At 73.2% G+C, this 26,923-nt stretch carries 25 protein-coding genes and 1 riboswitch; of the genes, 18 read left to right on the top strand and 7 right to left on the bottom strand.

Annotated features, from left to right (window positions below):
* Positions 1–13: 13 nt before the first annotated feature.
* Positions 14–1,237 carry an MFS transporter gene (locus ABT106_RS12215; RefSeq protein ID WP_351275695.1) on the bottom strand — a complete coding sequence of 408 codons (1,224 nt, stop codon included), beginning with the start codon at positions 1,235–1,237 and terminating at the stop codon, positions 14–16.
* Between the two features lie 55 nt (positions 1,238–1,292).
* Here ABT106_RS12215 and ABT106_RS12210 point away from each other — a divergent pair, with 55 nt between their 5' ends.
* Together ABT106_RS12210 and ABT106_RS12205 are read left to right on the top strand one after the other, a co-directional pair.
* Positions 1,293–2,444 (top strand): ROK family transcriptional regulator, encoded by a 1,152-nt coding sequence (locus ABT106_RS12210; RefSeq protein ID WP_351275693.1) that lies wholly within the window; start codon positions 1,293–1,295, stop codon positions 2,442–2,444.
* Positions 2,445–2,519: 75 nt separating this feature from the next.
* On the top strand, positions 2,520–3,092 hold the full coding sequence (locus ABT106_RS12205) for a hypothetical protein (protein ID WP_351275691.1): 573 nt from the start codon (positions 2,520–2,522) through the stop codon (positions 3,090–3,092).
* A gap of 349 nt (positions 3,093–3,441) precedes the next feature.
* On the opposite strand, the gene ABT106_RS12200 is transcribed toward ABT106_RS12205, so the two are convergent.
* Entirely contained in the window at positions 3,442–3,645 is a 204-nt protein-coding gene (locus tag ABT106_RS12200; protein ID WP_351275689.1) for a sigma factor, read from the bottom strand.
* 105 nt (positions 3,646–3,750) lie between these two features.
* Positions 3,751–6,120: a chitinase C-terminal domain-containing protein gene (locus ABT106_RS12195; protein WP_351275687.1), complete on the bottom strand. Its 2,370-nt coding sequence runs from the start codon at positions 6,118–6,120 to the stop codon at positions 3,751–3,753.
* Between the two features lie 301 nt (positions 6,121–6,421).
* Positions 6,422–6,552, top strand: a riboswitch (FMN riboswitch).
* Positions 6,553–6,702: 150 nt separating this feature from the next.
* Here ABT106_RS12195 and ribD point away from each other — a divergent pair.
* From ribD to ABT106_RS12145, 10 genes are all read left to right on the top strand, one after another.
* A complete protein-coding gene (gene ribD / locus ABT106_RS12190; protein WP_351275685.1) occupies positions 6,703–7,884 on the top strand; it encodes a bifunctional diaminohydroxyphosphoribosylaminopyrimidine deaminase/5-amino-6-(5-phosphoribosylamino)uracil reductase RibD in 1,182 nt (393 codons plus the stop codon).
* Complete coding sequence (locus ABT106_RS12185) at positions 7,885–8,508, top strand: riboflavin synthase (RefSeq protein WP_351275683.1); 624 nt, start codon at positions 7,885–7,887, stop codon at positions 8,506–8,508. It begins immediately after the preceding gene.
* On the top strand, positions 8,505–9,158 hold the full coding sequence (locus ABT106_RS12180; RefSeq protein WP_351275681.1) for a nicotinamide mononucleotide transporter family protein: 654 nt from the start codon (positions 8,505–8,507) through the stop codon (positions 9,156–9,158). Before ABT106_RS12185 ends, ABT106_RS12180 begins: the two co-directional genes overlap by 4 nt.
* Positions 9,155–10,456 (top strand): bifunctional 3,4-dihydroxy-2-butanone-4-phosphate synthase/GTP cyclohydrolase II, encoded by a 1,302-nt coding sequence (locus ABT106_RS12175; protein WP_351275679.1) that lies wholly within the window; start codon positions 9,155–9,157, stop codon positions 10,454–10,456. The genes ABT106_RS12180 and ABT106_RS12175 overlap by 4 nt, the downstream gene beginning before the upstream one ends.
* A gap of 83 nt (positions 10,457–10,539) precedes the next feature.
* The gene (ribH, locus tag ABT106_RS12170) at positions 10,540–11,028 is read left to right on the top strand and encodes a 6,7-dimethyl-8-ribityllumazine synthase (RefSeq protein WP_150520523.1); all 489 of its coding nucleotides are present in this window, start codon (positions 10,540–10,542) and stop codon (positions 11,026–11,028) included.
* Between the two features lie 32 nt (positions 11,029–11,060).
* On the top strand, positions 11,061–11,342 hold the full coding sequence (locus tag ABT106_RS12165; RefSeq protein ID WP_351275676.1) for a phosphoribosyl-ATP diphosphatase: 282 nt from the start codon (positions 11,061–11,063) through the stop codon (positions 11,340–11,342).
* A gap of 83 nt (positions 11,343–11,425) precedes the next feature.
* Positions 11,426–12,274 (top strand): ATP phosphoribosyltransferase, encoded by an 849-nt coding sequence (gene hisG / locus ABT106_RS12160; RefSeq protein WP_351275674.1) that lies wholly within the window; start codon positions 11,426–11,428, stop codon positions 12,272–12,274.
* Between the two features lie 47 nt (positions 12,275–12,321).
* Complete coding sequence (locus tag ABT106_RS12155) at positions 12,322–12,786, top strand: PH domain-containing protein (protein ID WP_351275672.1); 465 nt, start codon at positions 12,322–12,324, stop codon at positions 12,784–12,786.
* Positions 12,787–12,986: 200 nt separating this feature from the next.
* Entirely contained in the window at positions 12,987–14,411 is a 1,425-nt protein-coding gene (locus ABT106_RS12150; protein ID WP_351275670.1) for a hemolysin family protein, read from the top strand.
* Entirely contained in the window at positions 14,408–15,484 is a 1,077-nt protein-coding gene (locus tag ABT106_RS12145; protein ID WP_351275668.1) for a hemolysin family protein, read from the top strand. The genes ABT106_RS12150 and ABT106_RS12145 overlap by 4 nt, the downstream gene beginning before the upstream one ends.
* A gap of 63 nt (positions 15,485–15,547) precedes the next feature.
* Here ABT106_RS12145 and ABT106_RS12140 read toward each other — a convergent pair whose 3' ends face one another.
* Both ABT106_RS12140 and ABT106_RS12135 read right to left on the bottom strand, forming a co-directional pair.
* Positions 15,548–17,476, bottom strand: a complete 1,929-nt coding sequence (locus ABT106_RS12140) for an AAA family ATPase (protein ID WP_351275666.1) — start codon at positions 17,474–17,476, stop codon at positions 15,548–15,550.
* Positions 17,477–17,855: 379 nt separating this feature from the next.
* Positions 17,856–18,500 carry a uridine kinase family protein gene (locus ABT106_RS12135; protein ID WP_351275664.1) on the bottom strand — a complete coding sequence of 215 codons (645 nt, stop codon included), beginning with the start codon at positions 18,498–18,500 and terminating at the stop codon, positions 17,856–17,858.
* Between the two features lie 124 nt (positions 18,501–18,624).
* Here ABT106_RS12135 and ABT106_RS12130 point away from each other — a divergent pair, with 124 nt between their 5' ends.
* From ABT106_RS12130 to ABT106_RS12115, 4 genes are all read left to right on the top strand, one after another.
* Positions 18,625–19,986: a C39 family peptidase gene (locus ABT106_RS12130; RefSeq protein ID WP_351275662.1), complete on the top strand. Its 1,362-nt coding sequence runs from the start codon at positions 18,625–18,627 to the stop codon at positions 19,984–19,986.
* Between the two features lie 77 nt (positions 19,987–20,063).
* Positions 20,064–21,284 (top strand): damage-control phosphatase ARMT1 family protein, encoded by a 1,221-nt coding sequence (locus ABT106_RS12125; protein WP_351275660.1) that lies wholly within the window; start codon positions 20,064–20,066, stop codon positions 21,282–21,284.
* A gap of 55 nt (positions 21,285–21,339) precedes the next feature.
* Positions 21,340–21,648 carry an ABC-2 membrane transporter-related protein gene (locus tag ABT106_RS12120; RefSeq protein ID WP_351275658.1) on the top strand — a complete coding sequence of 103 codons (309 nt, stop codon included), beginning with the start codon at positions 21,340–21,342 and terminating at the stop codon, positions 21,646–21,648.
* A 36-nt stretch (positions 21,649–21,684) separates the two neighbouring features.
* Positions 21,685–22,461, top strand: a complete 777-nt coding sequence (locus ABT106_RS12115; RefSeq protein WP_351275656.1) for a class I SAM-dependent DNA methyltransferase — start codon at positions 21,685–21,687, stop codon at positions 22,459–22,461.
* A 131-nt stretch (positions 22,462–22,592) separates the two neighbouring features.
* Here the strand turns inward: ABT106_RS12115 and ABT106_RS12110 are convergent, their stop codons facing one another.
* A complete protein-coding gene (locus ABT106_RS12110; protein WP_351275654.1) occupies positions 22,593–23,615 on the bottom strand; it encodes a DUF6114 domain-containing protein in 1,023 nt (340 codons plus the stop codon).
* Between the two features lie 23 nt (positions 23,616–23,638).
* Complete coding sequence (locus ABT106_RS12105; protein WP_351275742.1) at positions 23,639–24,187, bottom strand: DUF6230 family protein; 549 nt, start codon at positions 24,185–24,187, stop codon at positions 23,639–23,641.
* Between the two features lie 181 nt (positions 24,188–24,368).
* Between ABT106_RS12105 and ABT106_RS32130 the strand changes: the two genes are divergently transcribed.
* Positions 24,369–25,157, top strand: coding sequence for a TetR/AcrR family transcriptional regulator (locus tag ABT106_RS32130; RefSeq protein ID WP_502979323.1), 789 nt, complete (start codon positions 24,369–24,371; stop codon positions 25,155–25,157).
* A gap of 148 nt (positions 25,158–25,305) precedes the next feature.
* Positions 25,306–26,478 (top strand): acyl-CoA dehydrogenase family protein, encoded by a 1,173-nt coding sequence (locus ABT106_RS12095; protein WP_351275652.1) that lies wholly within the window; start codon positions 25,306–25,308, stop codon positions 26,476–26,478.
* Positions 26,479–26,923 lie beyond the last annotated feature (445 nt).

The following is a 26,923-nucleotide window of genomic DNA, read 5'->3' as shown; positions in this document are numbered from 1 at the left end:
GGCCAGCGATATGTTACGGCTGGATATCCACAGGTTCGCCCCGCTCGTCCCGGTCGCCCCGCGCGGCTCCGTCCGCCGCCGGCTTCGGCCGCAGTACGGCGGCCCCCGCGATCAGCGCGAACGCCAGCAGGGTGACCAGCCCGAAGGAGACCACCAGCGAGGTGGCGTCCGCCACGGCCCCGATCGCGGACGGCGCGATCAGCCCCGAGGTGTACGTGATCGTCGCGACCCCGGCGATGGCCTGCGCCGGGGCGGGCCCGCTGCGTGCCGCCGCCGCGAAGGCCAGCGGCACCACCACCGCGATGCCGAGCCCGATCAGCCCGAAGCCGGCCAGCGCCGCCGCGGGATGGCGCACGAGGACCACGAGCAGTCCGCCCGCGGTGGCCAGCGCCCCGCCCGCCCGGACGGTGCGCACCGGCCCGAACCGGTCCACCACGCGGTCCCCGACGAGCCGGGCGACGGCCATGGTGAGCGCGAAGGCGGTGGTGGAGGCCGCGGCCAGCCCCGCGTCCGTGTGCAGCACGTCCCGCAGGTACACCGCCGACCAGTCCAGGCTGGCGCCCTCCGCGAAGACCGCGCAGAATCCGACGGCGCCGATCAGCAGGGCGGACTTCGGAGGCAGTGCGAAGTGCGGCGGCGCCTCCGCCTCCTGATCGCTCCTCAGGTCCAGCACGCCCTGTACGGCGACCAGCCCGGCCGCCGTCAGCGCGACCGCCGCGATCAGGTGGTGCAGCCGCGCGTCCGCGCCGGTGTGCGCGGCGACCGTACCGGCGGCGGAGCCGAAGAGGGCGCCCAGGCTCCACATGCCGTGCAGCGAGGACATGACCGAGCGGCCGAGCCGGTTCTCGGTCTCCACGCCCAGCGCGTTCATCGCCACGTCCGACATGCCCGAGGTGGCCCCGTAGACGAAGAGCGCGAAGCAGAGGGTCGGCAGGTTCGGGGCGAGGCTCGGGAGAATCAGGGACAGGGTCCACATCGCCAGCAGCGCCCGCAGCGCGGCGCGGGCCCCGAAGCGGTGGTTGATCCGTCCGGCCAGGGGCATCGCCAGCGCCGCGCCGAGGGCGGGGAAGGCGAGCGCCAGGCCCAGAGTGCCCGCGCTGAGCTGGGCGTGGTCCTGGATCCAGGGGATGCGGGTGGCGAAGGAGCCGGTCACGGCCCCGTGGGCGCAGAACACGGCGGCGATCGCGAAGCGGGCGTGGCGCAGGCGCGCCGGGCTGAGGTCGGTTTCCCCGGTCATGGCCGATAAACTATCAGGGACCCTGCCTGATAGATAAGGGTCCCTCCTCCCTAGGATGGGCGCCGTGACTCCTGCCCCCGCCCCGGTCCCGACCCCCGCCTCGCCGAGCACGGCACGCGCCATCAACGACCGCCTGGCCCTGCGGCTCCTCCAGGAAGCCGGGCCCCTGACGGCCAACCAGCTCAAGACCAGGACCGGCCTCTCCCGCCCCTCGGTCGCCGACCTCGTCGAGCGCCTCACCGGAGCCGGCCTCGTCGAGGTCGCGGGGGAGTCCGGCGAACAGCGCCGCGGTCCCAACGCCAAGCTGTACGGGATCGTCGCCCGCCGCGCCCACCTCGCCGCCCTCGACGTGCGCACGGACAGCGTCACCGCCGTGATCACCGACCTGCTCGGCCACCCCCTGGCCGAGGCCGCCCTGCCCGTCGGCGCACCCGGGGACGCCGTCGAGGCCCTGCTGCGCACCGCCCGCGACGCCGGGGCGGCGGACCTGCACACCGTCGTCATCGGCGCCCCCGGCCTCGTCGCCCCGGCCACCGGAGAACTCCGCGACTCCAGCGGCCTGCCCGCCTGGCACCGGGACCTGGTGACGGCCCTTCAGCGGAGCCTGCCCGCCGTGGTGGTCGTGGAGAACGAGACCAACCTGGCCGCCCTCGCCGAGCAGCGCCTCGGCGCCGCCCGCGACCTGGACTCCTTCGTCCTGCTGTGGCTCGGCGCGGGCGTCGGAGCGGCCGTGGTCCTGGACGGACGGCTGCGCCGGGGCGCCTCCGGCGGGGCGGGGGAGATCGGCTTCCTCCCCGTGCCCGGCACCGGCGGCCTGCCCTCCGCCACCGACTGCGGCGGCGGCTTCCACGCCCTGGCGGGCCGGGACGCGGTCACCGGGCTGGCCCGCGCGCACGGCTTCCGCGGCCCGGCGGAGGAAGCCGTCGCCGGGGCCGCCGGGGAGCCGTTCCTCGACGCCCTGGCGGAACGGCTGGCCCTGGGCGCGGCCGCGGTCGTGGCGGTCCTGGACCCGGGCTGCGTGGTCCTGGGCGGCGAACTGGGCCTCGCGGGCGGCCCGGCCCTGGCCGCCGGGGTGGCCCGCCGCCTCGCGACGCTGACCCCCCTCCCGACGGAGGTCCGCGCCACGTCCCTCGGCGGCCCGGCGGTCCTGGCGGGGGCCAGGCTGGCGGCGCGGGAGGCGGCCCAGGACGTGCTGTTCGGAGGGTAGGAGGCGGCCGCGCCGCGTTCCTGCCTCCAGGTGGTTGCAGGTGCCGGGTCGCCCCGGCCGCGGTACGGGTACTCCATGACGCAGAACCAGGACACGACGGGCGACGGGGCCGGCGCGCGCGCCAGGCAGCAGCGGGGAACCACGTACGCCGCGCTCGCGGGAGCACTGATCGGCGCCCTGGCCGGTCTCACGGGAAGCACGCTCGCCTACTTCGAGGCCAAGGACACCCACCGCGAGGAGGCCGGCGCGCGGCGGGCCGACATCCGGCGTTCCGCCTACGTGGAGCTCGCCGCGAGCACGAACAGGTACGTGGAGCAGGCCACCCAGCTGCTCACCGCGCGCCTCGATCCCGCCAGGACCGAGGAGCAGCGGCGGCGCCAGTTCGAGGACAAGTACGCGCCGGCCAACACGGACCTCGCGCGGGCCGTCACGACCGTGCGCCTCGTGACGACGCCCGAGGGCAGGCGCGACCTGGAGGAGATCGAATCCCGTTCGACCCGGGTGGGGCAGCTCGCGACCGACCGGTACGTCGAGGGCCCCGGGGGAGTCGACGGGGAGAAGACGGGCGCCGCGTTCGCCGAGGCGGTGCGGCAGCAGCTGGCCGCGCTCCAGAGGTTCATGGACCGGGCCGCCGACGACGCGCTGTAGCCCGCGGGGGCGGCGGGGGCCGCGCGTGCCGCCGCCGCGGCCGGCGCCGTCCCGGCCCGCCGGGCCCGGTTGCCCGCCCGTGCGGGGTGCCCGCCGGGCCCGGTTGCCCGTCGCGGGTCCGCACCCTGCCGGAGCTGGGCGCGGCCGTACGCGAACGCCTCGCGCAGCACGTACACGGCCCGTTCCACCGGGGTCAGCCGCTCCAGCAGCACCAGCAGGGCGACGGACACGCCGTCCCGCTGCTCCGCCGACTCCAGCGGCCCCGGCGCGCCGCCCGAGGTGAGGACCGGCTCCGGCGGCCAGGGGCCGACGTACGCCTCGCGCCGCACCCGCGCCGAGCCGAGGTGGTTCAGGCACGGCCGGGTGACGGTCTTGGCGAGCCGGGCCCCCGGGTGTGCGGCGTTCGCGCGGTCGGCGGCGGTCCGGCGCAGGCAGCGTCCTGGACCATGTCCTCGGCCGCCGTGGCGGAGCCGAGCACGCGGTAGGCGACGGCGAACACCCGGGGCCGGTGCTCCTGGAAGTCCGCGGCGGACACGGCGACGCCGGTGTTCACGTCCGGCAGCCTACGAGGGCCCGCGGCCGGCGGAACGCGCGAGGACCCGGTGGCCGCCGGGCCACCGGGTCCTCACATCAGGTTCGAGCCGTCACCCGGAGGTGGTCAGCAGGCGCCCTGGTCCTTCCAGACGCCCCATTGACCGGTGGTGCCGGGGACCTCGTTCTGCGTCCACCACTGGGCCTTCCACGTCCGGCCCTGGTGCGAGACGAGGCTGCCGCTGTTGTAGACCTGGCCCGCCACGTACGCCGGGCTGGTGCACGTACCGCCCGGAGGCGTCGTCGGCGGCGTGGTCGGGGGAGTCGTCGGCGGGGTGGTGGGCGGCGTGGTCGGCGGTGTCGTGGGAGGCGTGGTGCCGCCCGGCTGGACCACCGTGGTGCCGCGCGCCAGGTCACCGGCGAGCGCGTAGGTCGTGCCGGAGATGTTCACCGTCCAGTTGGAGGGCGTGGAGACCGGCAGGTAGTAGTTGAACGCCAGGTCGACCGAGGCGCCGGGGGCCAGCGTCTGCCAGGCCGGGAGCTTCAGGGAGACCCGGTGGAAGTCGCCCTTCAGGCCGCCCACGTTGCTACCGGTGTGGTCGCTGCTGATCACCTTGGTGCCGAAGCCGGACTGGTCCGAGGCGTTGCCCGGGGCCGCGGTCGAGTAGTCGAACTGGAACTCGGTGCCGCCCGGCAGCGTCGCCTGGGTGTTGTTGGTGATCTTGACCTTGGGGGTGAGCGGGTAGTTGGAGTCGCCCAGCTTGAACTCGGTGAACTCCGTCTTGATGTCCACGGCCTGCGTCGGCAGCGCCTTGTCGGACTTCTTCGCGCCGTACGGGGTGGCGGCCTTGAACTTGTCGTACATCAGGGAGGTGAGCGTGTTGCCCGCCTCGTACTGGCCCTTGGCGGCGTTCCAGCCGTAGTCGCCGGCCATCTCCCAGACCATGGTGCCGCCGATGCCGCGGTTGACCACGTAGTCGGCCTTGGCCGCGACCGACTGCTCGTCCTCGGTGGAGAGGAAGACCTTCTTCTGCGCGTTCCACAGCCACGGCGCGACCAGCGTCGAGTCGTACTTGCGGGCGTAGGTGCCGGTCAGCGCGGTGTTCGCCGGGAAGCCGTACGTGGTGACGTAGTCGCCGACGATCCCCTTCTCGAGGTTCTTCGCGTGCCACATCGGGTTGGACCCGGCCGGCGACTCGACGCCGGCGGTGTCCTTGTCGTGCCACAGGTTGTCGATGCCGACGGCGCCGTCACCGCACTTGGTCAGGCCGGCTCCGGCCGGGCAGGTGGTCGCGGCCGCCTTGCCCCACAGGCCGTCGGTGCCACCCTGCACGTTCTTGTGGCCGCGGGTGTAGTACGGCAGGCCGATGTTGATGCGGCCGGCCGGCATGGAGCCGCGGAAGTAGTGATAGGCCCAGTCGGTGTTGAGGTAGCCGACGCCGCCGTACTGGGAGCTGCCGTAGACGTTCGCGGCGGCCAGCTCGGCGTCCTTGCCGTCGTCGAAGAGCGAGGCGTTGGGGCCGACGTACTCGTTCCAGGCGCCGTGCAGGTCGTAGGACATGATGTTGACGTAGTCCAGGTACTTCTGCATCTGGAACGTCTCCATGCCGCGCAGCAGGTACCCGGAGGAGGGCGCGGCGACGGTGAGCAGGTAGTGCTTGCCGTCGGCGGCACCGGCCCGGTCCAGCTTCTCGCGCAGGCTCTTCATCAGGATGTCGTAGCCCTTGACGAGGCCGGCGCGGCGCGCGTTGGCCAGCTGCCAGTCGAGCGGGTTGCCCGCGTCCTTCATCGTGGTCGGGTACTCGTAGTCGATGTCGACGCCGTTGAACCCGTACTTGCGGATGAATTCGACCGAGGAGTCCGCGAAGGTGTTGATGCCGGCCTGGTTGACCGAGCCGTCGGCGTTGGTGGCCATCGAGTAGAAGCCGCCGGAGGCGACGCGGTTGCCGTCGTCGCCGAAGTAGCCGCCGGTCTCCGCCCAGCCGCCGACCGAGATCAGCGTCTTGACGTTCGGGTACTGCTTCTTGAACTTCGTCAGCTGGTTGAAGTGGCCCTTGTAGGGGAGGGCCGGGTCCATCTCGGCGCCCGCGACTCCGGGCCAGGTCATCCCGGTGGCCGCGTTGTTCGCGTTGTCCGCGCCGACCGAGATCTTGTTGTCGCCCCCGACGTGCGCGAAGGCGTAGTTGATGTGGGTGATCTTCGACCAGGGGATGTTGTTGGCGAGGTAGGCAGGGGTGCCGTCCTTGCCGGTGCGCCAGCCGGTGAAGTATCCGATGACGCGGCGCTGGTGGTCGGCGCCCATCTTCTCGCGGCCCTCGGCGTCGTAGACCGAGCAGTACGGGACGTCCACGCCGGCCGTCTTGTACAGCCCGTCGGGACGACAGCTCTCGTTGTCGGCGGCGTGTGACACGCCCGTCGAGAGCCCGGCCACCAACAGCCCGGCGATTGCGGCGCCGGAGGCCAGGAGCATCGCTCTCGTACGTGTGGGGGACAGCATGGTGCCTCCTGGGGAGGGGAGGATGGCAGGACACGGCAGGAATCAACTGGGACAGGGCTGAAGCGTGTTGGCCCGTGACGTGCGCACATCTGACGGGCTGTTCCCGGGGAAGATGAAGGGAACGTTAAGAGGACTAGACCACCCCGTCAATAGGTCTGGACCAACTACAGGTCCGTGGGGAATGCACCCACCCCCGCGACTCCCCGTGTGATCCCGGCCACTCACCGTGTGATCCAGGCCACACCCCGTCACCCGCATGGCCGCCGATCACCCGTGGCAGACTGGGCTTCAGTACCAGTAGCAGCGCACTCCGGGGTCGGTGCAATTCCGAACCGGCGGTTATAGTCCGCGACCCGTCCGCAGCCAGCGGCCGGTTGACCAGGTGAGATTCCTGGACCGACGGTTAAAGTCCGGATGGGAGGCAGTGCGCGGCGGGCCAGTCACCGGTACGCCGCCGTCGGCGGTTCGTCTGCGCGTCCTTGTGGATGCGTCCTGGCGGACCGATCTTCCGGCCTCGGCGTCCCCGCGTGTGCTGTACCGCTTCATCTGTCGTATCCCGACAGGCCCCGGAGTCCGTGCCCGATGTGGCAGGAGGACCCGGTGGCGACACACGCCGCGCACGCAGCACCCGACGCGGACCGCCGCGCCATGCGCCGAGCCGTCGAGCTCGCCGCCCGCGGACTCGGCTCCACCAGCCCCAACCCCGTCGTCGGCTGCGTCATCACCGATGCCGCGGGCACGATCGTCGGCGAGGGCTGGCACCAGCGGGCCGGCGGCCCGCACGCCGAGGTCCACGCGCTGCGCGCGGCCGGCGACGCCGCCCGCGGCGCCACCGCCTACGTCACCCTCGAACCCTGCCGCCACACCGGCCGCACCGGCCCCTGCGCCCGCGCCCTCACCGACGCCGGCATCGCCCGCGTCGTCTACGCCGTCCCGGACCCGAACCCGCAGGCCGGCGGCGGTGCGGCCACCCTGCGCGAGGCAGGCGTCGCCACCGAGGAAGGTCTGCTGCGCGAGGAGGCCGAAGCGGGCAACGCCGCCTGGCTGACCTCCGTACGCCTGGGCCGCCCGTACGTCCGGTGGAAGTACGCCGCCACGCTCGACGGCCGCGTCGCCGCCGTAGACGGCACCAGCCGCTGGATCAGCTCCGCCGAGTCCCGCGCCGACGTCCACCGGCTGCGCGCCGAGGCCGACGCCGTCGTCGTCGGCTCCGGCACCCTGCGCGCCGACGACCCCCACCTCGCCGTCCGCGGCGTCGAGGGCGCCGTCCAGCCCCTGCGCGTCGTCCTCGACACCCACGCCACCGTCCGGCCCGGCGCCCGCGTCCTGGACGGGGCCGCCCCGACCCTGATCGCCGTCTCCGAGGACGCCGACACCCGCCACCTCGACGGCGTCGAGGTGGCGCGGCTCCCGTACGAGAAGGGCGCCGAGGGCGGCGACGGCGACCGGAGCGGCAAGGGCGGCCTCGCCGTCGGCGCGCTCCTCGACGAGCTGCACCGGCGCGGCGTCCGCTCCGTCCTCCTCGAGGGCGGTCCGACCCTGGCCGGCGCCTTCGTCGCCACGGGCGCCGTCGACCAGGTCGTCGGCTACCTCGCCCCCGTCCTCCTCGGCGCGGGCCCCGCCGCCCTCGCCGACGCCGGCATCGCCACCCTCACCGACGCGCTGCGCCTGCGGATCACCGACACCGCGCGCAGCGGCACCGACCTCCGCATCACCGCCGTCCCCACGGCCGCGTCCGTCCCCACAGCCCCCAAGGAGCACTGAGTGTTCACCGGAATCGTCGAAGAACTGGGCGAGGTCACCGCCGTCGAGCAGCTCACGGCGGCCTCCCGCTTCCGCCTGCGCGGCCCCGTCGTCACCGAGGACGCCAAGCACGGCGACTCCATCGCCGTCAACGGCGTCTGCCTGACGGTCGTGGAGACCGCGGACGGGGAGTTCACCGCCGACGTCATGCAGGAGACCCTCAACCGCTCCAGCCTCGGCGCCCTCGCCCCGGGCTCCCGGGTCAACCTGGAGCGCCCGATGGCCCTCGGCGGACGGCTCGGCGGCCACCTGGTCCAGGGACACGTGGACGGCACCGGCGAGATCCTCTCCCGCACTCCCTCCGAGCACTGGGAGATCGTCAAGGTCGCCCTCCCCGCGCACCTCTCCCGCTACGTCGTCGAGAAGGGCTCCATCACGGTCGACGGCGTCAGCCTCACCGTGGTCGAGGCCGCCGCCGACTGGTTCACCATCAGCCTCATCCCCACCACCCTCGCGCTGACCACCCTCGGCATCAAGAAGCCCGGCGACCCGGTCAACCTGGAGGTCGACGTCCTCGCCAAGTACGTCGAGCGCCTGCTCGCCGCCGGCGTCGACCCCCTGACCGCCGACGGAGCAGACCGGTGAGCGCCCTGACCTGGCTCAACGCCGAGGCCTTCGAGGTCTTCGGCCAGAAGGTCATCTGGTCCGACATGATCGGCAACCTGATCGGCCTCGCCGCCCTCGCCCTCGGCTGGCGGCGCTCCATATGGACCTGGCCCGCCCAGCTCCTCTCCGGCCTGATCCTCATCGCCGCCTACGCCTCCGCGCACCTCGCCGGCGGCGTCGGCAAGCAGCTCCTCGTCATCGGCGTGGCCCTATGGGGCTGGCGCGCCTGGCAGCGCGGCAGGCAGCGGGCCCAGGACGGCTCCATCGCCGTACGCACCGCCACCTGGAAGGAACGCGGACTGCTCCTCACCGGCGCGGTGCTCGGCACCCTCGCCGTCGGCGGCCTGTTCACGCTGTTCCCGCACCTGTCCTGGAGCCCGTGGGCCGACGCCTACATCTTCGTCGGCACGATCGTCGCGATGGTCGCCCAGGCCCGCGGCCTGGTCGAGTTCTGGTTCGCCTGGCTCCTCGTCGACCTCGTCGGCGTCCCCCTCGCCTTCAACAACGGCCTGGCCTTCTCCGGCCTCGTCTACGTCGTCTACTTCGCGCTCGTGCTGTGGGGCGCCTACGACTGGTACCAGCGCTCGCGCACCACCCCCGCCCCGGCCCTGGAAGGAGCAACGGCATGAACGCCCTCAAGACCCCGCTCAAGCCCGTGCCCGACGTCCCGGAAGAGTCCTTCCGGCTCGACCCCGTCGAGCAGGCCATCCGCGACATCGCGGCCGGCCGGCCGATCGTCGTCGTCGACGACGAGGACCGGGAGAACGAGGGCGACCTCGTCATCGCCGCCGAGAAGGCGACCCCCGAGATCATCGCCTTCATGATGAGCGAGTGCCGCGGCCTGATCTGCGCCCCGATGGAGGGCCCCGAGCTGGACCGGCTCGAACTGCCCCAGATGGTCCAGCACAACACCGAGTCGATGCAGACCGCCTTCACCGTCTCCGTCGACGCGAGCGGCGCCCACGGCGTCACCACCGGCATCTCCGCCGCCGACCGCGCCACCACCCTGCGCCTCCTCGCCGACGGCGTCAGCGGCCCGGCCGACTTCGTCCGCCCCGGGCACGTCTTCCCGCTGCGCGCCAAGCCCGGCGGCGTCCTGGTCCGAAACGGCCACACCGAGGCCGCCGTCGACCTCGCCCGCCTCGCGGGCCTGCGCCCCGCCGGCGCCATCGTGGAGATCGCCGGCGAGGACGGCGTCATGCTGCGCCTGCCCGAGCTGATCCCGTTCGCCCGCAAGCACGGCCTGACGATCATCTCCATCGAGGACCTGATCGCCTACCGCCGCTCCGCCGAGCCGACCGTGCGCCGCGAGGCCGAGGTCAGCCTGCCGACCGCCTTCGGCGAGTTCACGGCGTACGGCTACCGCTCCACCGTCGACGGCGTCGAGCACATCGCCCTCGTCCACGGCGACCTCGGCGACGGCCGGGACGTCGTGGTGCGGATGCACTCCGAGTGCCTCACCGGCGACATCTTCCAGTCCCAGCGCTGCGACTGCGGCCCCCAGCTGCACGCCTCCATGGAGCGCATCAAGGACGAGGGCCGCGGCGTCGTCGTCTACCTCCGCGGCCACGAGGGCCGCGGCATCGGCCTGCTGTCCAAGCTGCGCGCGTACGAGCTCCAGGAACGCGGCCGCGACACCCTCGACGCCAACCTGGAACTGGGCCTGCCCGCCGACGCCCGCGACTACGCGGCCGGCGCGCAGATCCTCGCCGACCTCGGGGTGCACAGCGTCCGCCTGCTGACCAACAACCCCGAGAAGTCCGCAGCCCTCGTACGCCACGGCATCGCGGTCTCGGCCCGCGAGCCGATGCCGACCGAGGCGGGCGAGCACAATCTGCGGTACCTGCGCACCAAGCGCGACCGGATGGGCCACGACCTGCCCTGGCTGGACCAGGCCGCGGCCACCTCCGCCTGCGGCAGCCAGTAACCACGCACCGACACCCCACACCCCGTACACCCGTACGGCCGGTACATCACCACCCACCCCACGAACCACCGAGGAGCAGAGCCGTGAGCGGCAAGGGCGCACCCGAACTGAGCGTGAAGAACTGCGGAGACCTCCGAGTCGCCGTGATCGCGGCCCAGTGGCACGAGAAGGTCATGGACGGACTGGTCGACGGCGCCCTGCGCGCCCTGCACGAGCTGGGCATCGACGAGCCCACGCTCCTGCGCGTCCCCGGCAGCTTCGAGCTCCCGGTCGTGGCGAAGGTGCTGGCCGGTCGCGGATACGATGCCATCGTCGCCCTCGGCGTGGTCATCCGCGGCGGCACCCCGCACTTCGACTACGTCTGCCAGGGCGTCACCCAGGGCCTGGTACAGGTGTCGATCGACACCGGAGTCCCCGTCGGCTTCGGCGTACTGACCTGCGACAACGACGAGCAGGCACTCGACCGTGCCGGACTTGAGGGGTCGAACGAGGACAAGGGGCACGAAGCGGTCACCGCCGCCGTCTCCACCGCCATGACCCTGCGCACCGTCAGCGAACCCTGGCGCCAGTAGGCAGCGCGGGACCCCTTATTCTGAGGACCATCATGGCGAACACATCCCCCAAGAGCTTCGAAGAGCTCTTCACCGAGCTCCAGCTTAAGGCCGCCACCGGCGACCCCGGCACGTCCCGCACCGCCGAGCTCGTCGGCCAGGGCGTCCATGCCATCGGCAAGAAGGTCGTCGAAGAGGCCGCCGAGGTCTGGATGGCCGCCGAGTACGAGAGCAAGGAAGCCGCCGCCGAGGAGATCTCCCAGCTGCTCTACCACGTCCAGGTGATGATGGTGGCGCGCGGGATCTCCCTCGACGACGTCTACGCGCACCTCTAGGCCGCAGCCCGCGGCGCGGGCCCACGCGCCGCGCCGCCGCACGCCCTCACGTTCCTACGCACCTACGCACCAAAGGAAGACCCATGCTGCGCATCGCCGTCCCCAACAAGGGTTCCCTCTCCGGACCGGCGTCGGCGATGCTCCATGAGGCCGGCTACCGCCAGCGCAAGGAGTCCAAGGAACTCGTCACGGTCGACCCCGACAACGAGGTCGAGTTCTTCTACCTCCGCCCCAAGGACATCGCGATCTACGTCGCGTCCGGCAAGCTCGACATCGGGATCACCGGCCGCGACCTGCTGCTCGACTCCGGGGCCAACGCCGAGGAGATCCTGCCGCTGAACTTCGGCCGGTCCACCTTCCGCTACGCCACCAAGCCCGGCACTGCGAACGGCCCCGAGGACTTCGGCGGCATGACGATCGCGACCTCGTACGAGGGAATCGTCGGCAAGCACCTCGCCGAACTCGGCGTCGAGGCCGCCGTCGTCCACCTGGACGGCGCGGTCGAGACCGCCATCGAACTGGGCGTCGCCCAGATCATCGCGGACGTCGTCGAGACCGGCACCAGCCTGCGCAACGCGGGCCTGGAGGTCATCGGCGAGCCGATCCTGCAGTCCGAGGCCACCGTCATCCGGCGCACCGGCGCCGCCACCGACGACCCGAAGGTTTCGCAGTTCCTGCGCCGCCTGCAGGGCGTCCTGGTGGCCCGCAGCTACGTGATGATGGACTACGACTGCCGCGCCGAGCACCTGGAGCGCGCGGTCGCCCTCACCCCGGGCCTGGAGTCGCCCACGATCTCCCCGCTGCACAACGAGGGCTGGGTCGCCGTCCGCGCGATGGTCCCCGCCAAGGAAGCCCAGCGGATCATGGACGACCTGTACGAGCTCGGCGCGCGCGCGATCCTCACCACCTCGATCCACGCCTGCCGGCTCTGACGCCCGCCGTCCCCGCCGCGACCCTCCTCCCAGAACCGAGCAGAACCATGGCCGAGTCCGCCGCCCAGCCCGTCACGCCCGCCCTGCCGGTGACCTTCCGGCCGACCCGCACCCGGGCCGTCCTGCTGGGCGTCGGGGTCGCCATGTTCGCCACCATCACGTCGATCGCGCTGCTCCTGGAGAACCTCAGCCCGGGGGAGCGGGTCAGCTTCGTCTTCACCGCGGTCCTGCTGACCTCCGTCCTGGTCCTGCTCAGCCGGCCCAAGGTCGTCGCGGACGAGGGCGGGGTCACCGTGGTGAACCTCACCACCACCCGGCGCCTCGACTGGGCGCAGATCCTGCGCGTCAACCTCCGCCCCGGCGACCCGTGGGTGTTCCTGGACCTCAGCGACGGCACCAGCCTCCCGGTCCTCGGCATCCAGCCCGGGGTCGCCAAGGCCCAGGCGATCGGCGACGCACGCGCCCTGCGCGCCCTCGCCGAGACCCGCGGAACGGGCGCGGCCGACCGCTGAGCCCGCCCAAGCTCGTGGCCGCCTACCGTTGCGGCCGCGATCTCAATGACTACCCTGGTGTGCGGGGCGCGGTCGTGCGCCCTCCCGCCGGCCCCGGACCCCGTGGCCCGCGGGCACCTGCGACTTGAGGAGTGACTCCCTCCAGCAATGGACGGATCGTCCGGTAGTACACGCGCCGCCCTCCCCCCGGAGGCGGCGGCATGACCATCCCGCTACTCCTGCTCGTGGCGGCTTTCGTTCTGATCCTCGCGAACGGTTTCTTCGTGGCAGCCGAGTTCGGCCTCGTCACCGTCGAGAAGCCCGAGGCGGAACGCGCCGCGGCCGAAGGTGACCGCCGTGCCCGCACGGTCGTCAAGGCCCTGCGGGAGCTGTCCTTCCAGCTCTCCGGGACCCAGCTCGGCATCACCATCACCTCCCTCGTGGTCGGCATGCTCGCCCAGCCCGCCCTCGCCGCACTGCTGGCCGGGCCGCTCACCGCGACCGGCCTCCCCGCGGGAGCCGTCTCCGGCGTCGCCGTCGTCGTCGGCATGCTGCTCGCCTCCGCCGTCCAGATGGTCGTCGGCGAGCTCGTACCGAAGAACTGGGCGGTCTCCCGGCCGCTCCAGGTGGCCCGCTTCGTCGCCGGCCCGCAGCACGCCTTCTCCCGCGTCTTGCGGCCCGTCATCGCGGGCCTCAACGCCGTCGCCAACCGCCTGGTGCGGGCGCTCGGCGTGGAGCCGACCGACGAGATGGCCTCGGCCCGCACCCCCGGCGAACTGGTCTCCCTGGTCCGCCATTCGGCCCAGGCCGGCGCCCTGGAACAGGACACCGCCGACCTCTTCGTACGGACCCTCTCGCTGGGCGGGCTCACGGCCCAGCACGTCATGACCCCCCGGGTGAAGGTCAGCGCCCTCCAGCACACGGCGACCGCCGCCGACGTGCTCAACCTGACCCGCGCCACCGGTCTGTCCCGCTTCCCGGTCTACCGGGACCGCATCGACGAGATCACCGGCGTGGTCCACCTCAAGGACGCCCTCGCCGTGCCCGAGTCCGAGCGCGGCCGTACCTCCGTGAGCCGGATCTGCGTCGCCCCGCTGCTGGTGCCCGGCTCCCTGCCGGTGCAGCCGCTGCTGGAGCGGCTGCGCAGCGAGCAGCCCATGGCCGTGGTCGTCGACGAGTACGGCGGCACGGCCGGCGTGGTCACCCTGGAGGACATCGTGGAGGAACTCGTCGGCGAGGTCCGCGACGAGCACGACCTCGCGGAGGACGACAACCCCGAACTGACCGCCGTACCCGCCGAGGACGGCCGCCCCGCCTGGGAGGCCGACGGAAGCTGCCGGGTGCAGGCCCTGCGCCGGATAGGGCTGGAGGTGCCCGAGGGCCCGTACGAGACCGTCGCCGGCCTCGTCGCCGACCTGCTCGGCCGGATCCCCGCCCCCGGGGACCGCGCGGAGCTCCCGGGCTGGCGGCTGTCCGTCCGCCGGGTGCGCCGCAACCGCGCCGAACGGGTCCGGCTGGTCCGCCTCACGGCGGTCCCCGCGGCCGGTTCCGGCCGCCGCGCCGCACCGGCCGCGCGGCCGGACCCGCAACCGACCCCGCAGCCGGACCGGCAACCGGCCGCCGAGCTGGAAGGCGCCGCCCGGTGAACGCCCTCCAACTGCTCTTCGCGCTGCTGCTGGTGCTCGCGAACGGCTTCTTCGTCGGCGCCGAGTTCGCACTCGTCTCCGTACGGCGCAGCCAGATCGAGCCGCTCGCGGCCTCCTCCACGCGCGCCCGCCAGGTGCTGTACGGCCTGGAGAACCTGCCGCGCATGATGGCCGCCGCACAGTTCGGCATCACCATGTGCTCGCTCACCCTCGGCGCGGTCGCCGAGCCGACCGTGGCCAGACTCCTCGAACCGGTCTTCCACGCCGTCCACGTGCCCGAGGGCCTCATCCACCCCCTCGGCTACGCGCTCGCGCTCGCGGCCGTGGTCTTCCTGCACCTGGTCATCGGCGAGATGGTCCCCAAGAACCTCGCCATGGCCGCGCCGGAGCGGACCGCCCTGTGGTTCAGCCCCGGCCTGGTGGCCTTCGCCCGCCTGTGCGGGCCGGTCACCACCGCGCTCGGCGCCTGCTCCACGCTGGTCCTGCGGCTCTTCAAGGTCGAGCCCAAGGACGAGGTCGAGGCCGTCTACACCCGCGCCCAGCTCGGCCGGCTCGTCGAGGACTCCCGGCAGGCCGGCCTGCTGGACCCCGGCGAGCAGGAGCGCCTGGAGGACGCGCTGGAACTGGGCAGCCGCCCCGTCGCCGACGTCCTCCTCGCGCGGGAGCGGATCGTGACCGTCGCCCCGTCGGTGACCCCGCGGCAGATCGAGCAGCTGACGGTGCGCACCGGCTACTCCCGCTTCCCCGTCCGTGCCGACAGCGGCGCCTTCATGGGCTACCTGCACGTCAAGGACGTACTGGACCTGGAAGACCGGGAGCGGGCCGTCCCGCAGCGGGTGTGGCGCCGGATGACCACCGTCTGCTCCACTCTCCCGCTCGACGACGTCCTCAGCGTCATGCGCCGGGACGCCACCCACCTGGCCCAGGTCGCCGACCCCGGCGGCCGGGTGCTGGGCCTGGTCGCCATGGAGGACGTACTGGAGATGCTGGTCGGAGAGGTACGGGACCCCGCGCACCGGACGGCCCCGCCGGCCCGCCGCGGCTCCCGCCGCGAGGAGGCGCTGGCGAGCTGACGCGGCCGGCCCGGTCCGGCCCCGCGCGGGGCCGGACCGGGCCGTGCACGCGGCCCCCGAGGGCTACAGCGGATCCGGCCGGTCCTGGGGGCCGCGGCCGGACAGGACCTCCCCGTACGCCTGCATCAGGTCCGGCAGGCGCAGCGTCGACAGGTCGTCGCGCGACGGGTCGCCCGCGAAGCCCGCCAGCCGCAGGTCCCGGTAGGCGCAGCTCTTCTCGTACAGGGTGCGCAGGAAGCGGCCGTTGCCCAGCTCGTCGATCCACCCCTGCTCGACCACGTGCCCGCTGATGCTGCGCAGCTCCTCCAGCGCCTCGTCGTCCCAGCGGTCCCCGTTCGCGTCCGCCAGCACCCCGCCGATCGCGGTCAGTTCCGGCGGCCGGTAGCTCGGGAAGTCGACCCGGGTGGTGAACCGCGAGGACAGCCCCGGATTGGCCGACAGCAGCCGGTCCATCCCGGCCGGATAGCCCGCGAGGATCACCACCAGGTGGTCGCGGTTGTCCTCGGCCCGCTTCAGGAGCACCTGGAGGGCCTCGTCCCCGTACGCGTCGCCCTTGCTGTAGCCCGAATTGGAGAGGCTGTACGCCTCGTCGACGAACAGCACCCCGCCGATCGCGGAATCGATCAGCTCGTTCGCCTTCACCGCGGTCTGCCCCAGGAACTCGCCCACCAGGTCGGCCCGCTGCGCCTCCACCAGATGGTCCCCGCCGAGCAGCCCGAGCGCGTAGAAGACCCGGCCCAGGATCCGGGCCACCGTCGTCTTGCCCGTGCCGGAGGGGCCCGAGAAGACGAAGTGCCGCTTCGGCGGCTGTACCGGCAGCCCCTGACCGGCCCGCAGACGCGCCATGTGCAGCTGCGCGGAGAGCGCCTTCACCTGCCGCTTCACCGGCTCCAGGCCCACCATCCGCTCCAGCTCCGCCAGCGCCTCCGCCAGCGCCGCCGGGTCGGCCGGCCCGGCCGGCAGCCCCCCGGGCGCGCCCTGCGGCGGTACCGGCGCCTTGCGCCGCGCGCCCTCCGCCCGGCCCGCCGGAGGCCCGGGCTGCGCCAGCGGGCCGGGCGGCAACGGCCCGGGTTCCGCCTGATCGTCCGGCGCGATGTCCTGGACGGGCCCGCCGCCGCCGAGCGCCACCGCCGCGAAGTCCCCGCCGACCGGGGTCGGGCCGTGCCCGGCGTAGCCCCCGTAGCCGGAGTGGCCCGCGAGCCCCGCCAGGCCGGCCATGCCGTCGGAGTCGTCGCCGTCCTCGATCGCGGTCAGCCGGGCCGCCGTGTCCATGAACGACGGATCGACCCGGTGCACCGCCCGGTACAGCGGCAGGGCCGCCGCGCTGCGCCCGGTGCCCTCGTGTGCCCGCGCCAGCCAGTACCGCAGCTCCTTGCGCTGCGGCTGCTCGCTGCGGCACCGCATCAGCGCCGCCGACAGCATCGGCTCCGCCTGCCCGTACATCTCGAGGCGGACCCGGGCCATCCCGCCGAACAGGCCCGCCTCGATGCCCAGCAGCTGATCGTCCACCAGCGGTTCCGTGTGCCGCACCAACTGTTCCCAGTCCTTGACCAGGTAGGCCCGGCAGGCGTGCAGGAAGCGCACCTGCGCGTCGGTGTCCACCGGCGGCAGGGCGGCCAGCGCCTGGTCCAGCTCGGGCACGTGGCGGCCGTCCAGCCAGTGGGAGGCGTGGGCCAGCAGCAGATCCCGCCGGCTCTCCAGTACCGGCTGCACCCACCAGCCGAGCCAGTACCAGGAGTTCAGCGTCCGCCGGTGCCGGGCGCGCTGCTCGCCGAAGCGGTCGCGGTGCGCGTACATGCGCAATAACGCGTTGGTGGTGTCCACCCGCAGCGCGTGCAGGCCCAGCCAGGCGTCGGCCATCGCGGGATCGAGGCGCACGGCCGCCCGGAACTCCTCCTCGGCCTGCGGATACGCGCCCATGGTGCAGGCGTCGACCCCCCGCAGCCAGGCGAGTTCGGCCGGGGCGTGCGTGCCCGGCGTGCCGAAATCCATCAGGTCCCCCACAAGCCCGCCCCCGTGGTGCGCGGCAACCCTCGTGTCTCGCACGCGAGTTGCCTGTTGCGCCGATGAAATCAGGGCTGCATCGTACCTTCGGTTCCGCACCATACGTAGGGCGCGGCGGCCCCGGTTCGGGCGGGCGCCCCGGCCCCGTGCGGTGACGGAGGGTGAGGGCTGGCGGGGAGGCGGCGCGCGGGCCGCCGGTGCCCGACCCGGGCGCGGGCGCGGCGAAGCCCCCGATCACGGGGGAACAATCGGGGGCTCCGTGTCCGCGGAGGCCCGCAAGGGCCCCGCATTGAGAACGTAAGGCCGGTGCGGTATCCGGGTCAAGACGGTCCGTGACGGCTGCCGCGGCCCGGATTCCGGGGGCGGTTCAGGCCCGGGGGAGCCCGTCACCCTCGGTGAGGGAACTGGCCGTTCGTGCGATCGCAGGGGCCCCGCAAGACCACTCGTATCCCGTACCGCACTGGCGTACCAGGGTGTCGGCGTAGGGGCGCGAAGGATCGTCCGCGAAGTGCGCGAGCTCCGCGCGCTCCCATCCGTCCCAGAAGTCGGAAAGTTCACCACCGTCCCGGTTTCGCCCGCGCCCCCAGGACTGCGCCCGGGGCGTCTCCATCCACAGCAGCCGTGCCAGGCGCGGGCGCAGCGCCCGCCGCCCCGCCCCGACCCCCTCGACCAGGACCACCGGCGCCGGCTCCAGCACCCGGAGCGGACCGAAGGCGCGCTCGGCCCAGTCGTACGGGGCCCAGCGCGCGGGCCGCCCGGCGGCGAGCGGCTCCAGTACCTGCGCGCGCAGCCGGTCCTCCCAGCCGAAGAGTTCCTCGTGGGTGGCGACGTCGTCCAGGTGCAGCACGGGCGCACCGCCCAGCGCGGCGGCCAGCCGCCCGGCGAAGGTGCTCTTCCCGGAGCCGGCGTGCCCGTCGATCCCGACGAGCCGCACCGGACCGAGGGACGGCGGCAGTGCGGCGAGCTCCCGCGCGAGCGGCTCAAGTGTCGGACACGACCGGTACGGCTCCACGGGGTCCAGCCTACGGCCGGACCGGTCGTCCCTCCCGACACGGGGACGCGGCTTCGGCGCGGGGCCACCGGGAACTGGAAGGGTGGAGCCACCGAAGCCCGACCACCCCTGGGGGAACCTCGCGATGACCGCACCCACACCGCGCAGGGCCGTACTCGTCGCCGCACTCGCGGTCGCCACCGCGGCCACCGCCGCCACCGTCTCCGGCGGCGGCGCCTCGGCCGCCGCCCCGCCGGCCCCCCGCGGGCCGGGCCGCGGCGTCGACAACCGCTTCTGGCACTCGTACGAGCACTGGCGGGCCGGCATCCACCAGGGCACCACCGCCGTCGACGGCGCCCGCCCCGGCCTGGAGATCGGCGCGGCGGCCGGCCGCACCGAGTACGCCGACCCGCACACCGGGAGGAAGAGCACCTGGGAGTACGCGACCTGGACCTCCCCGGTACACCGCTCGACGGTGCCCGCCACCGAGGCCATCGCCTCCTGGAACGCCCGTACCCCCGCCGGTACCTGGATCCAGATCGAACTGCGCGGTACCTACACCGACGGCGCCGCCACCCCCTGGTACGTCATGGGCCGCTGGGCCTCCGGCGAACGCGACATCCGCCGCACCTCGGTCGACGGCCAGACCGACGGCAGGTCGACCGTCTGGACCGACACCCTCGCCGTCGACGCCCCCGCGAGCGGGCTGCGCATCACCGACTGGCGGCTGCGCCTGACCCTGTACCGCACGCCCGGCGCCGGCCGGGGGCCGACGGTCTGGCTGGCCGGCGCGATGGTCTCCGACGTCCCGGACCGCTTCACCGTCCCCGCGGCCGCCCCTTCCGGCCGGGCCCACGAGCTCAAGGTCCCGCGCTACTCGCAGGAGACCCACACCGGCCGGTACCCCCAGTACGACAACGGCGGCGAAGCCTGGTGCAGTCCCACCTCCTCGCAGATGATCATCGAATACTGGGGCGGCCGGGCCAGTGCCTCGGCGCTGACCTGGGTCGACCCGAAGTACTCCGACCCGCAGGTCTGCCACGCCGCCCGTTCCACGTACGACGCCGCCTACAAGGGCTGCGGCAACTGGCCCTTCAATGCCGCCTACGCCGCCACCTACCGGGGCCTGGCGGGAGTCGTCACCCGGCTCGGCTCCCTGACGGAACTGGAGACCCTGGTCCGCGCGGGCATCCCGGCCATCACCTCCCAGTCCTTCCTGCCGGGGGAGCTCACCGGCGCGGGCTACGGCACGGCCGGCCACCTGATGACCGTCGTCGGCTTCACCGCGGCGGGCGACGTGGTCGCCAACGACCCCAACGCACCGGACAATCCGTCCGTCCGCCGGGTCTACAAGCGCCGGGAGTGGGAGAACATCTGGCTCCGCACCAAGCGGTACGACGCGAACGGCAAGGTCAGAAGCGGTACGGGTGGTGTCTGCTACCTCTATGCTCCCGCCAGGCCGACACCGAACCAGCTCGGCGCACTCCAGGCACTCGGCCTGGCCTGACCGGGCACGGCCGGCAGACGCGGGCCGGACGAGTTCATCCGCGGACACGTGAGCGAAACGCGAAGGGCCTGGACACCATGACAGAGAAGACCTCCCGCGTCCCGGGCGAAGAGGCCCATCGCGCCGCCGGCCCCGTTGGTGCTCCGGTCATCCTGAGCAACGAGCCCGGCTCGTTCGCCCGGGGCGTGCTGGCCCGGCGCCACCCCGCCCTCATCCGGCAGGTACGAGACGCCTTCCCGTACGCCCGCCGACAGCACGCGGCGCTCGACGCGCTGCTGGACGAGATCACCAACGGCGTCATCGAACCGCTCGCCCCCGCGGAACACGACCACGAGCGCTGGGCGGCCTGGGGGCAGGAGCACTTCGGGCGCTCGTGGTACGACGCCCCGTTCCTCTGGGCGGAGAGCTACTTCTACCGCCGTCTCCTCGCCGCCGTCGGGTACTTCGGCACGGGCCCGTGGCAGGGAGTCGACCCGTTCGCGCCGTTCAAGAGGGCCGAACTCCCCGGCGAGGCAGTGGAGGAGGAGCTGCGGGCCCTCGACGCGCTCGCGGACGCGCCGGCGCACGAGCGGGCCACGGCCCTGCTCCACGCCTCGCTCTGGGGCAACCGCGCGGACCTCGGCTTCCGCGTTTCGGCGGACGAGGCGACGGCCGGCGGCGCGGTCGCCTCCGCGCTGGTCGCCGACGACAGCGCCGCGCTGTGGCAGATCCTGCCCGCCCACGCGTCCTCCACCGTCGCCGTGGTGGCGGACAACGCGGGACGTGAGCTGATCCCGGATCTGATCCTCACCGACCACCTTCTCGGACACCGGCACGCCGAACGGGTCGTGCTCCACGTCAAGCCCCACCCCTACTACGTCTCCGACGCGATGACGGCTGACGTCGTCGACTGCCTCCGTCGCCTCACCGAGGCGCCCGGAGAGGCCGGCAGGATCGGCGGCCGGCTGTGGAAGGCCATGACGGCGGGAAACCTGGAGATCCGCACCCACCCGTTCTTCTGCGCACCCCTCCCGTACGAGGACATGCCCGACGACCTGCGCCGCGAGTTCGCGAGCGCCACGCTCACCCTCCTGAAGGGCGACCTCAACTACCGTCGCCTCGTGGGCGACCGGCGGTGGGACGCCACGGTGCCCTTCGCCGATCTCACCGCGTACTTCCCGGGGGCCGTAGCGGCGCTCCGGACCCTGAAGTCCGACGTCGTCGTCGGCCTGGAGCAGGGAACACTGGACGCCCTCGAACGGTCCGGCGCCGCCTGGCGCACGAGCGGAACTCACGCGCTGATCCAGGTGCGACGGTAGACCTGGGGCGCCGGTGGTGGTCAGCGGCGCGGGGCGCGGGGATCCGGCTTCCCCCGTGGTGACCGCAGGCGGACCATTCGACGGCAGCACCGGGTCCATCAGAGCCCTGGGCCTGCTCGGCTTCGCACTCCCCGCCACCCTCGGCGTGTTCCGGGGCGCGCCCCTCCTCGGCCGCGAGAGCGAGAGCGGAACCGCCAAACTCGCCCTCACCCAGGGCATCGGGATCGAGACGGTGCTCTACCTCGGCGCGGTCGCCGCCCTGATCGCACTGATCCTGTTCGTCCTGCGCCCTGCGGGGAACACCGCCGCGGCCCGCTCCACCGACAGCAGCACGACGGCCGCCGCCGCGACCGCCGGCCTCTGACCGACCACCGCACATCACCCACCCGGGGGACCCCTCATGGCAACGAAGAAGAACCTCCAGGCCGACCGGGCCGGCGTCGCCCACAAGGTCCGCTACGCGCTGAGCAACCCGACCCGCATCGCCCCGTACGTGAAGCGCGCGGCCCGCGACACCTGGCTGCGCCACAAGCACCCCGACCACGTCGGCTACTACCGCGCGGTGATGGCCTGCGACACCGGCCGTGACCCCGAGGCAGCCGTCGGCAGCCAGACCCACGACCGGTGGCTGGCGCTGGGCAAGATGCAGTTCGACTACCTGATGGAGCACGGCCTCACGCCCGGCCACCGCATGCTCGACATAGGCTGCGGCAACCTGCGGGCCGGCTGGCGCTTCATCGAACACCTCGACCCCGGCCACTACTACGGCATCGACATCTCGCCCGACATCCTCATCGCGGCGAAGCAGACCCTCACCACGCGGGGCCTGCAGGACAAACTGCCGTACCTGACCATCACCCAGGACCTCACCCTGGACTTCCTCCCCGACCGTCACTTCGACGTGGTCCACGCGCACAGCGTCTTCTCCCACTCGCCGGTGGAGATCATCGACGAGTGCCTGGCGCACGTGGAGCGTGTCCTGGCTCCGGGAGGCTGGTTCGACTTCACCTTCGACCGCACCGAGGGCGCCGAACACCAGGTACTGCGCGAGGACTTCTACTACCGCACCCGAACGCTGGTGGACCTCGCCGCCCGGCACGGACTGACCGCCCGCTTCATGGACGACTGGGAGCGGCTCGGGCACGGCCAGTCCAAGATCCGCGTCACCGCCCGCTGACGGATCCCGGCAGCCGCCCCGTCCCCGCCCCGTGACCGCTGACCGCCACGGCCGGGGCGGTCACGCGGGCAGCAGCACCGCTCCGGCCGCGCCGATCCCGTACGCCCACAGGGGCGCCGCCCGTACCGGGATCACGAGGCACCCAGCCGCAGCCCGTCGGTGACGATCACATCGGAGGTGACCAGCGCCTGCTCGGCACTGACCCGGGTCATGAACACGAACGGGGGGATGACCGGGGGAGCGGGCAGCCCCTCAGGACTGAAGGTGACGCACAGCAGGCCCTCGATGCAGCCGCTGAACCGGCTCAGGTAGAGGGTGACGTCGCCCCGCAGCTCCAGGGAGGCCGCCGAGAGCCCGTACTCCTCCCGCCCGTCCCGCGTGCGCAGCCGGTAGTCGCGCAGCGAGGCCGCCCGCATCTTCAGCACCAGCACCGTCAGCGGTCCGTCCACCGTGGGCACCTGTGTGACACCCGCCAGCGCGAAGCCCTCGGGGGCGAAGAGCGAGGCGGTGACCGTCGGCGGGGTCCGCACGGCCGTCGGGGGCCCGGCGGCGGGCGCGGCCCTCGCCTGCGGGGCGCCCGCCACCAGCGCGGTGAGCAGCACCACCGGCAGCGCGGCGGCCAGCGTCCGCGGACCGCTGCCGTCCAGGCTCGGCACGTACGGCTTCGGGCCCGCGCCCGCTTCGCCGCCCGCCTCCCCACCCGCCCCTCCGGCGTCCTTCGCGCCGGGCAGCGGGGTCCAGCCGAAGGCCAGGGCGCTCCCCGCGATCCCCAGGAACATCCCGACCAGGAAGCCGCCCAGGTTGGTCGCGACGAACGACAGCACGGACAGCAGCAGGGCGTGCAGGGAGACGTAGGCCCGGGCCTGCGGCAGGAACCACAGGAACAGCCCGGCCAGGACCAGCGCCACGCCGATCCCGATCGCCGCGATCCCGCCCAGACCCAGGCTGACCAGCACCGTCAGCGGGGAAAGCGGCACCAGGAGCAGTTCGATCCCGCCCAGCAGGATCAGCAGGCCGCCCCAGAACGGCCGGGTCCGGCGCCAGACGCGCAGCCGCAGCCGCTGCTCCGGGAACGGCAGCCGCCGGGCCGGCCGCCCGCCGCGGGGGCCGCGCGCGGTGCGCGCGGTGCGCATGCCCAGGAGCGCCGCGCGCACGCCCGCGGGCACCGCGCGTACGCCTAGAAGCACTGTTTGCCGTCCAGGCTGACGCTCAGCTTCATGCCCTTGAGCCTGAAGTTGCCGCCGGTCGCGGACCAGGCGTGCGACTTCACGCCCAGCACCTCTATGTTCCCGGCCTGGAGGCCGAACTTGCCCGGCTCGCCCCGGACCCCGTCGACCTGGTCCAGGGTCGAGGCGTCCCGGCCGATCTGGGCCGTGCCGAAGATGGCGTCGCCGTCGAGGTCCTCGCCGTCGATCACCAGGTTGCTGGCCGTGACCTCCCCGGCGGGACCGCCGGCCGTCAGCTTGAAGACCGCCGTCCCGAGCGGGGTGCCCACCTGGGCGGACTGGCAGATGTCGCTGAGCGTGGCCTCGCCGATGCCCAGCAGGGCCACCGGGTGCCCCTTGCCGTCGACGGAACGGTCCGTGTGCACGGAGGAGGCGAGGCCCTTGCTGCTCAGTTTGGAGGAGGAGACCTGGAAACTGGTCCCCGATACGGCGAAGGAGGCGGCGAGCGCTCCTTGCGCCATGACCATGGCCAGCGCCCCGACCGCGACGACCGCGGGCATCGCGACGGCGGCCGTCTTCTTCCAGTTGACCCGGCCCTCGGAGGGCCGTTGCGTGCTCTTGCCGGTACCCATGATGTTCCTCCCGTACGTCGTCAGGTGCGCAGGGAAGTGCGGAGCGAGCTCGGCACACAGGTCTGCCATACTTCGGGCATCCTGTGGCAGTTCGAGGCTAGGGCTGAATTTGAATAATAGTCAACAGCGTGGAACGACCGAACGTTCGCAGGTTCGCAGGGCCGAACTCATAGCAACCGGACGCAAGTTGTTCGCGGACACCTCGTACGACGCGCTCTCCATGGACGACATCGCCAGACACGCGGGAGTCGCCAAGGGGTTGATCTACTACTACTTCAAGAGCAAGCGCGGCTACTACCTCGCCATCGTCGAGGACTCGGTCGCCGAACTCGTCGCCCGCGCCGGCGGCGAGAGCGACCTCTCCAACGCCGAACGGGTCCGCCGGACCATCGACGGCTACCTGCACTACGCCGAGCACCACCACGCCGCCTACCGCACGATCGTCACCGGCGGCGTCGGCTCCGACGCCGAGGTCCTCGCGATCCGCGACGCGGTCCGCGAGCAGTTGGTCACGACCATCGCCGAGGGCGCCTACGGGCGCCGGACGCTCCCTCCGATCGCCCGGCTCGCCCTCGTCGGCTGGCTCTCGGGGGTCGAGGGGATCACCCTGGAATGGATCGGCGGTCTCGGCGGCGCGGGTGCGCCGGGCGCCTCCGGCCTGCCGGGCCCCGGCACGTCGGGCCCCGGCACGTCGCGGCCCGCCATGTCGGGCCCCGACCCGGAGCCGGCGGCGCCGGACCAGCCCGGCCGCGCCGAACTGGGCGCCCTCCTGGTCCGCCAGCTGCGCGCCACCCTCACCGTGATCGAGGAATTCGTCCCGGAGTGCCCCGCTCCGCCCGTTCCCGACGACCCGGCCGCCCACCGAGTCGATCTTGCACCGGTGACGGGAAGCCCCTGATCGGGCATACTCAACCCGCCGCAGCCTCTGAACAGCCCCTTCCGCGATCCGGGAGGGGCAGCATCGGCTGTGAGAGAACCGAGACCCGGCGTCGCGTCACACACCTCACGCGTCGCCGCCGTGCCCGACGAGGGAGGAGAGCGCCGCCATGACCGACCGCGCCCCGCAGCCGGTGGACCGTCAGCTGCCCACCGAGGAGTCCCGGGACCTCCTCGCGCTCGTACGCGAGATCGCCCAGCGTGAGATCCGCCCCCGGGCCGCCGAGGAGGAGGACTCCGGGCGGTTCCCGCGCGAGGTCTTCACCCTGCTTTCCGAGGCGGGCCTGCTCGGCCTCCCGTACGCCGGAGAGTTCGGCGGCGGCGAGCAGCCGTACGAGGTCTACCTCCAGGTCCTGGAGGAGCTGGCCGCGGCCCGCCTGACCGTCGGCCTCGGCGTCAGCGTGCACTCCCTGGCCTGCCACGGCCTCGCCGGCTACGGGACCAAGGAGCAGCAGGCATCCCACCTTCCCTCGATGCTCGGCGGCGGGCTGCTCGGCGCCTACTGCCTCTCCGAGCCGGCCGCCGGCTCGGACGCCGCCTCGCTGTCCACCAAGGCCGTGCGCGACGGTGACGACTGGATCATCACCGGCACCAAGGCGTGGATCACCCACGGCGGTGTCGCCGACTTCTACACCGTCCTCGCCCGCACCGGCGCCCCGGGCCCCAAGGGCATCACGGCCTTCCTGGTCCCCGGGGACGCCCAGGGCCTCACCGCCGCCGTGCCCGAGAAGAAGATGGGCATGAAGGGCTCGCCCACCGCCCAGCTTCACTTCGACGGCGTACGGGTGCCGGACGCGCGCCGCATCGGCGACGAGGGGCAGGGCTTCACCATCGCCCTGGCCGCGCTGGACGCGGGCCGCCTCGGCATCGCGGCCTGCGCCATCGGCGTCGCCCAGGCGTCGCTGGACGAGGCCCTGGCCTACGCCCTGGACCGCAAGCAGTTCGGGCACCCCATCGCGGACTTCCAGGGGCTGCGCTTCATGCTGGCCGACATGGCCACCAAGATCGAGGCGGGCCGTGCGCTGTACCTCGCGGCGGCGCGGCTGCGCGACGCGGGCAAGCCGTTCTCCCGCCAGGCGGCGATGGCCAAGCTGTTCTGTACCGACGCGGCCATGTCCGTCACCACGGACGCCGTGCAGGTGCTCGGCGGCTACGGCTACACGGCGGACTTCCCGGTCGAGCGGCTGATGCGCGAGGCGAAGGTGCTCCAGATCGTGGAGGGCACCAACCAGATCCAGCGCATGGTCATCGCCCGCCACCTGGCGGGCCCGGAGACCCGCTAGGGCGGGGGAGCGGGGGCGGGGGAGCGGGGCGGCTCTGGGCGGGGCCGTTTCGCTCGGGTCAGCCCCCGAAGAGGGGTCCGCTCGGCCAGATCGGCGAGGAGGCGACCCGTGCCCACTCGGCGTCCCGCCGACCGGGCACGGTCCGGCCGTCGGCGGCCCAGCGGGCGATCATGGCGCTGTAGATGGGCGGATCGGGATGCCGCTGCCGGAACCCCTGCTGAACCGATTCTTCGTAACCGGGCGGTGTCATCCGCCGCCGACGTCCCGCCCTTGGCGTGGCTGTCTCAACCGTGCTCATGCCCGGGCAACGCGGCACGCGAGCCCCGGGTAATCGCCACGGCCCCCCGAGGATGCGTTCGAGGCGTAGCGGGTGGCGGGGGACGAGGCGGCGGGTGGGGCGGCGGGGGTGCCTGGGTGGTGGGGGCGGGTGGGGGCGTGGGGGGTG

Origin of the sequence: Streptomyces sp. NPDC002044, assembly GCF_040296725.1 — a bacterium.
GTDB classification, from domain to species: Bacteria; Actinomycetota; Actinomycetes; order Streptomycetales; family Streptomycetaceae; genus Streptomyces; species Streptomyces antarcticus.
The sequence above is the reverse complement of the archived record's forward strand: the minus strand, read 5'-3'. Positions and strand labels throughout refer to the sequence as shown.

Excerpts from the sequence above, each read along its gene's own strand:
- ABT106_RS12215 (WP_351275695.1), bottom strand. The coding sequence starts at position 1,237 with ATGACCGGGGAAACCGACCTCAGCCCGGCGCGCCTGCGCCACGCCCGC.
- ABT106_RS12210 (WP_351275693.1), top strand. The coding sequence starts at position 1,293 with ATGGGCGCCGTGACTCCTGCCCCCGCCCCGGTCCCGACCCCCGCCTCG.
- ABT106_RS12205 (WP_351275691.1), top strand. The coding sequence starts at position 2,520 with ATGACGCAGAACCAGGACACGACGGGCGACGGGGCCGGCGCGCGCGCC.
- ABT106_RS12195 (WP_351275687.1), bottom strand. The coding sequence starts at position 6,120 with ATGCTGTCCCCCACACGTACGAGAGCGATGCTCCTGGCCTCCGGCGCC.
- ribD (WP_351275685.1), top strand. The coding sequence starts at position 6,703 with ATGTGGCAGGAGGACCCGGTGGCGACACACGCCGCGCACGCAGCACCC.
- ABT106_RS12175 (WP_351275679.1), top strand. The coding sequence starts at position 9,155 with ATGAACGCCCTCAAGACCCCGCTCAAGCCCGTGCCCGACGTCCCGGAA.
- ABT106_RS12165 (WP_351275676.1), top strand. The coding sequence starts at position 11,061 with ATGGCGAACACATCCCCCAAGAGCTTCGAAGAGCTCTTCACCGAGCTC.
- hisG (WP_351275674.1), top strand. The coding sequence starts at position 11,426 with ATGCTGCGCATCGCCGTCCCCAACAAGGGTTCCCTCTCCGGACCGGCG.
- ABT106_RS12155 (WP_351275672.1), top strand. The coding sequence starts at position 12,322 with ATGGCCGAGTCCGCCGCCCAGCCCGTCACGCCCGCCCTGCCGGTGACC.
- ABT106_RS12150 (WP_351275670.1), top strand. The coding sequence starts at position 12,987 with ATGACCATCCCGCTACTCCTGCTCGTGGCGGCTTTCGTTCTGATCCTC.
- ABT106_RS12140 (WP_351275666.1), bottom strand. The coding sequence starts at position 17,476 with ATGGATTTCGGCACGCCGGGCACGCACGCCCCGGCCGAACTCGCCTGG.
- ABT106_RS12130 (WP_351275662.1), top strand. The coding sequence starts at position 18,625 with ATGACCGCACCCACACCGCGCAGGGCCGTACTCGTCGCCGCACTCGCG.
- ABT106_RS12125 (WP_351275660.1), top strand. The coding sequence starts at position 20,064 with ATGACAGAGAAGACCTCCCGCGTCCCGGGCGAAGAGGCCCATCGCGCC.
- ABT106_RS12115 (WP_351275656.1), top strand. The coding sequence starts at position 21,685 with ATGGCAACGAAGAAGAACCTCCAGGCCGACCGGGCCGGCGTCGCCCAC.
- ABT106_RS12105 (WP_351275742.1), bottom strand. The coding sequence starts at position 24,187 with ATGCCCGCGGTCGTCGCGGTCGGGGCGCTGGCCATGGTCATGGCGCAA.
- ABT106_RS12095 (WP_351275652.1), top strand. The coding sequence starts at position 25,306 with ATGACCGACCGCGCCCCGCAGCCGGTGGACCGTCAGCTGCCCACCGAG.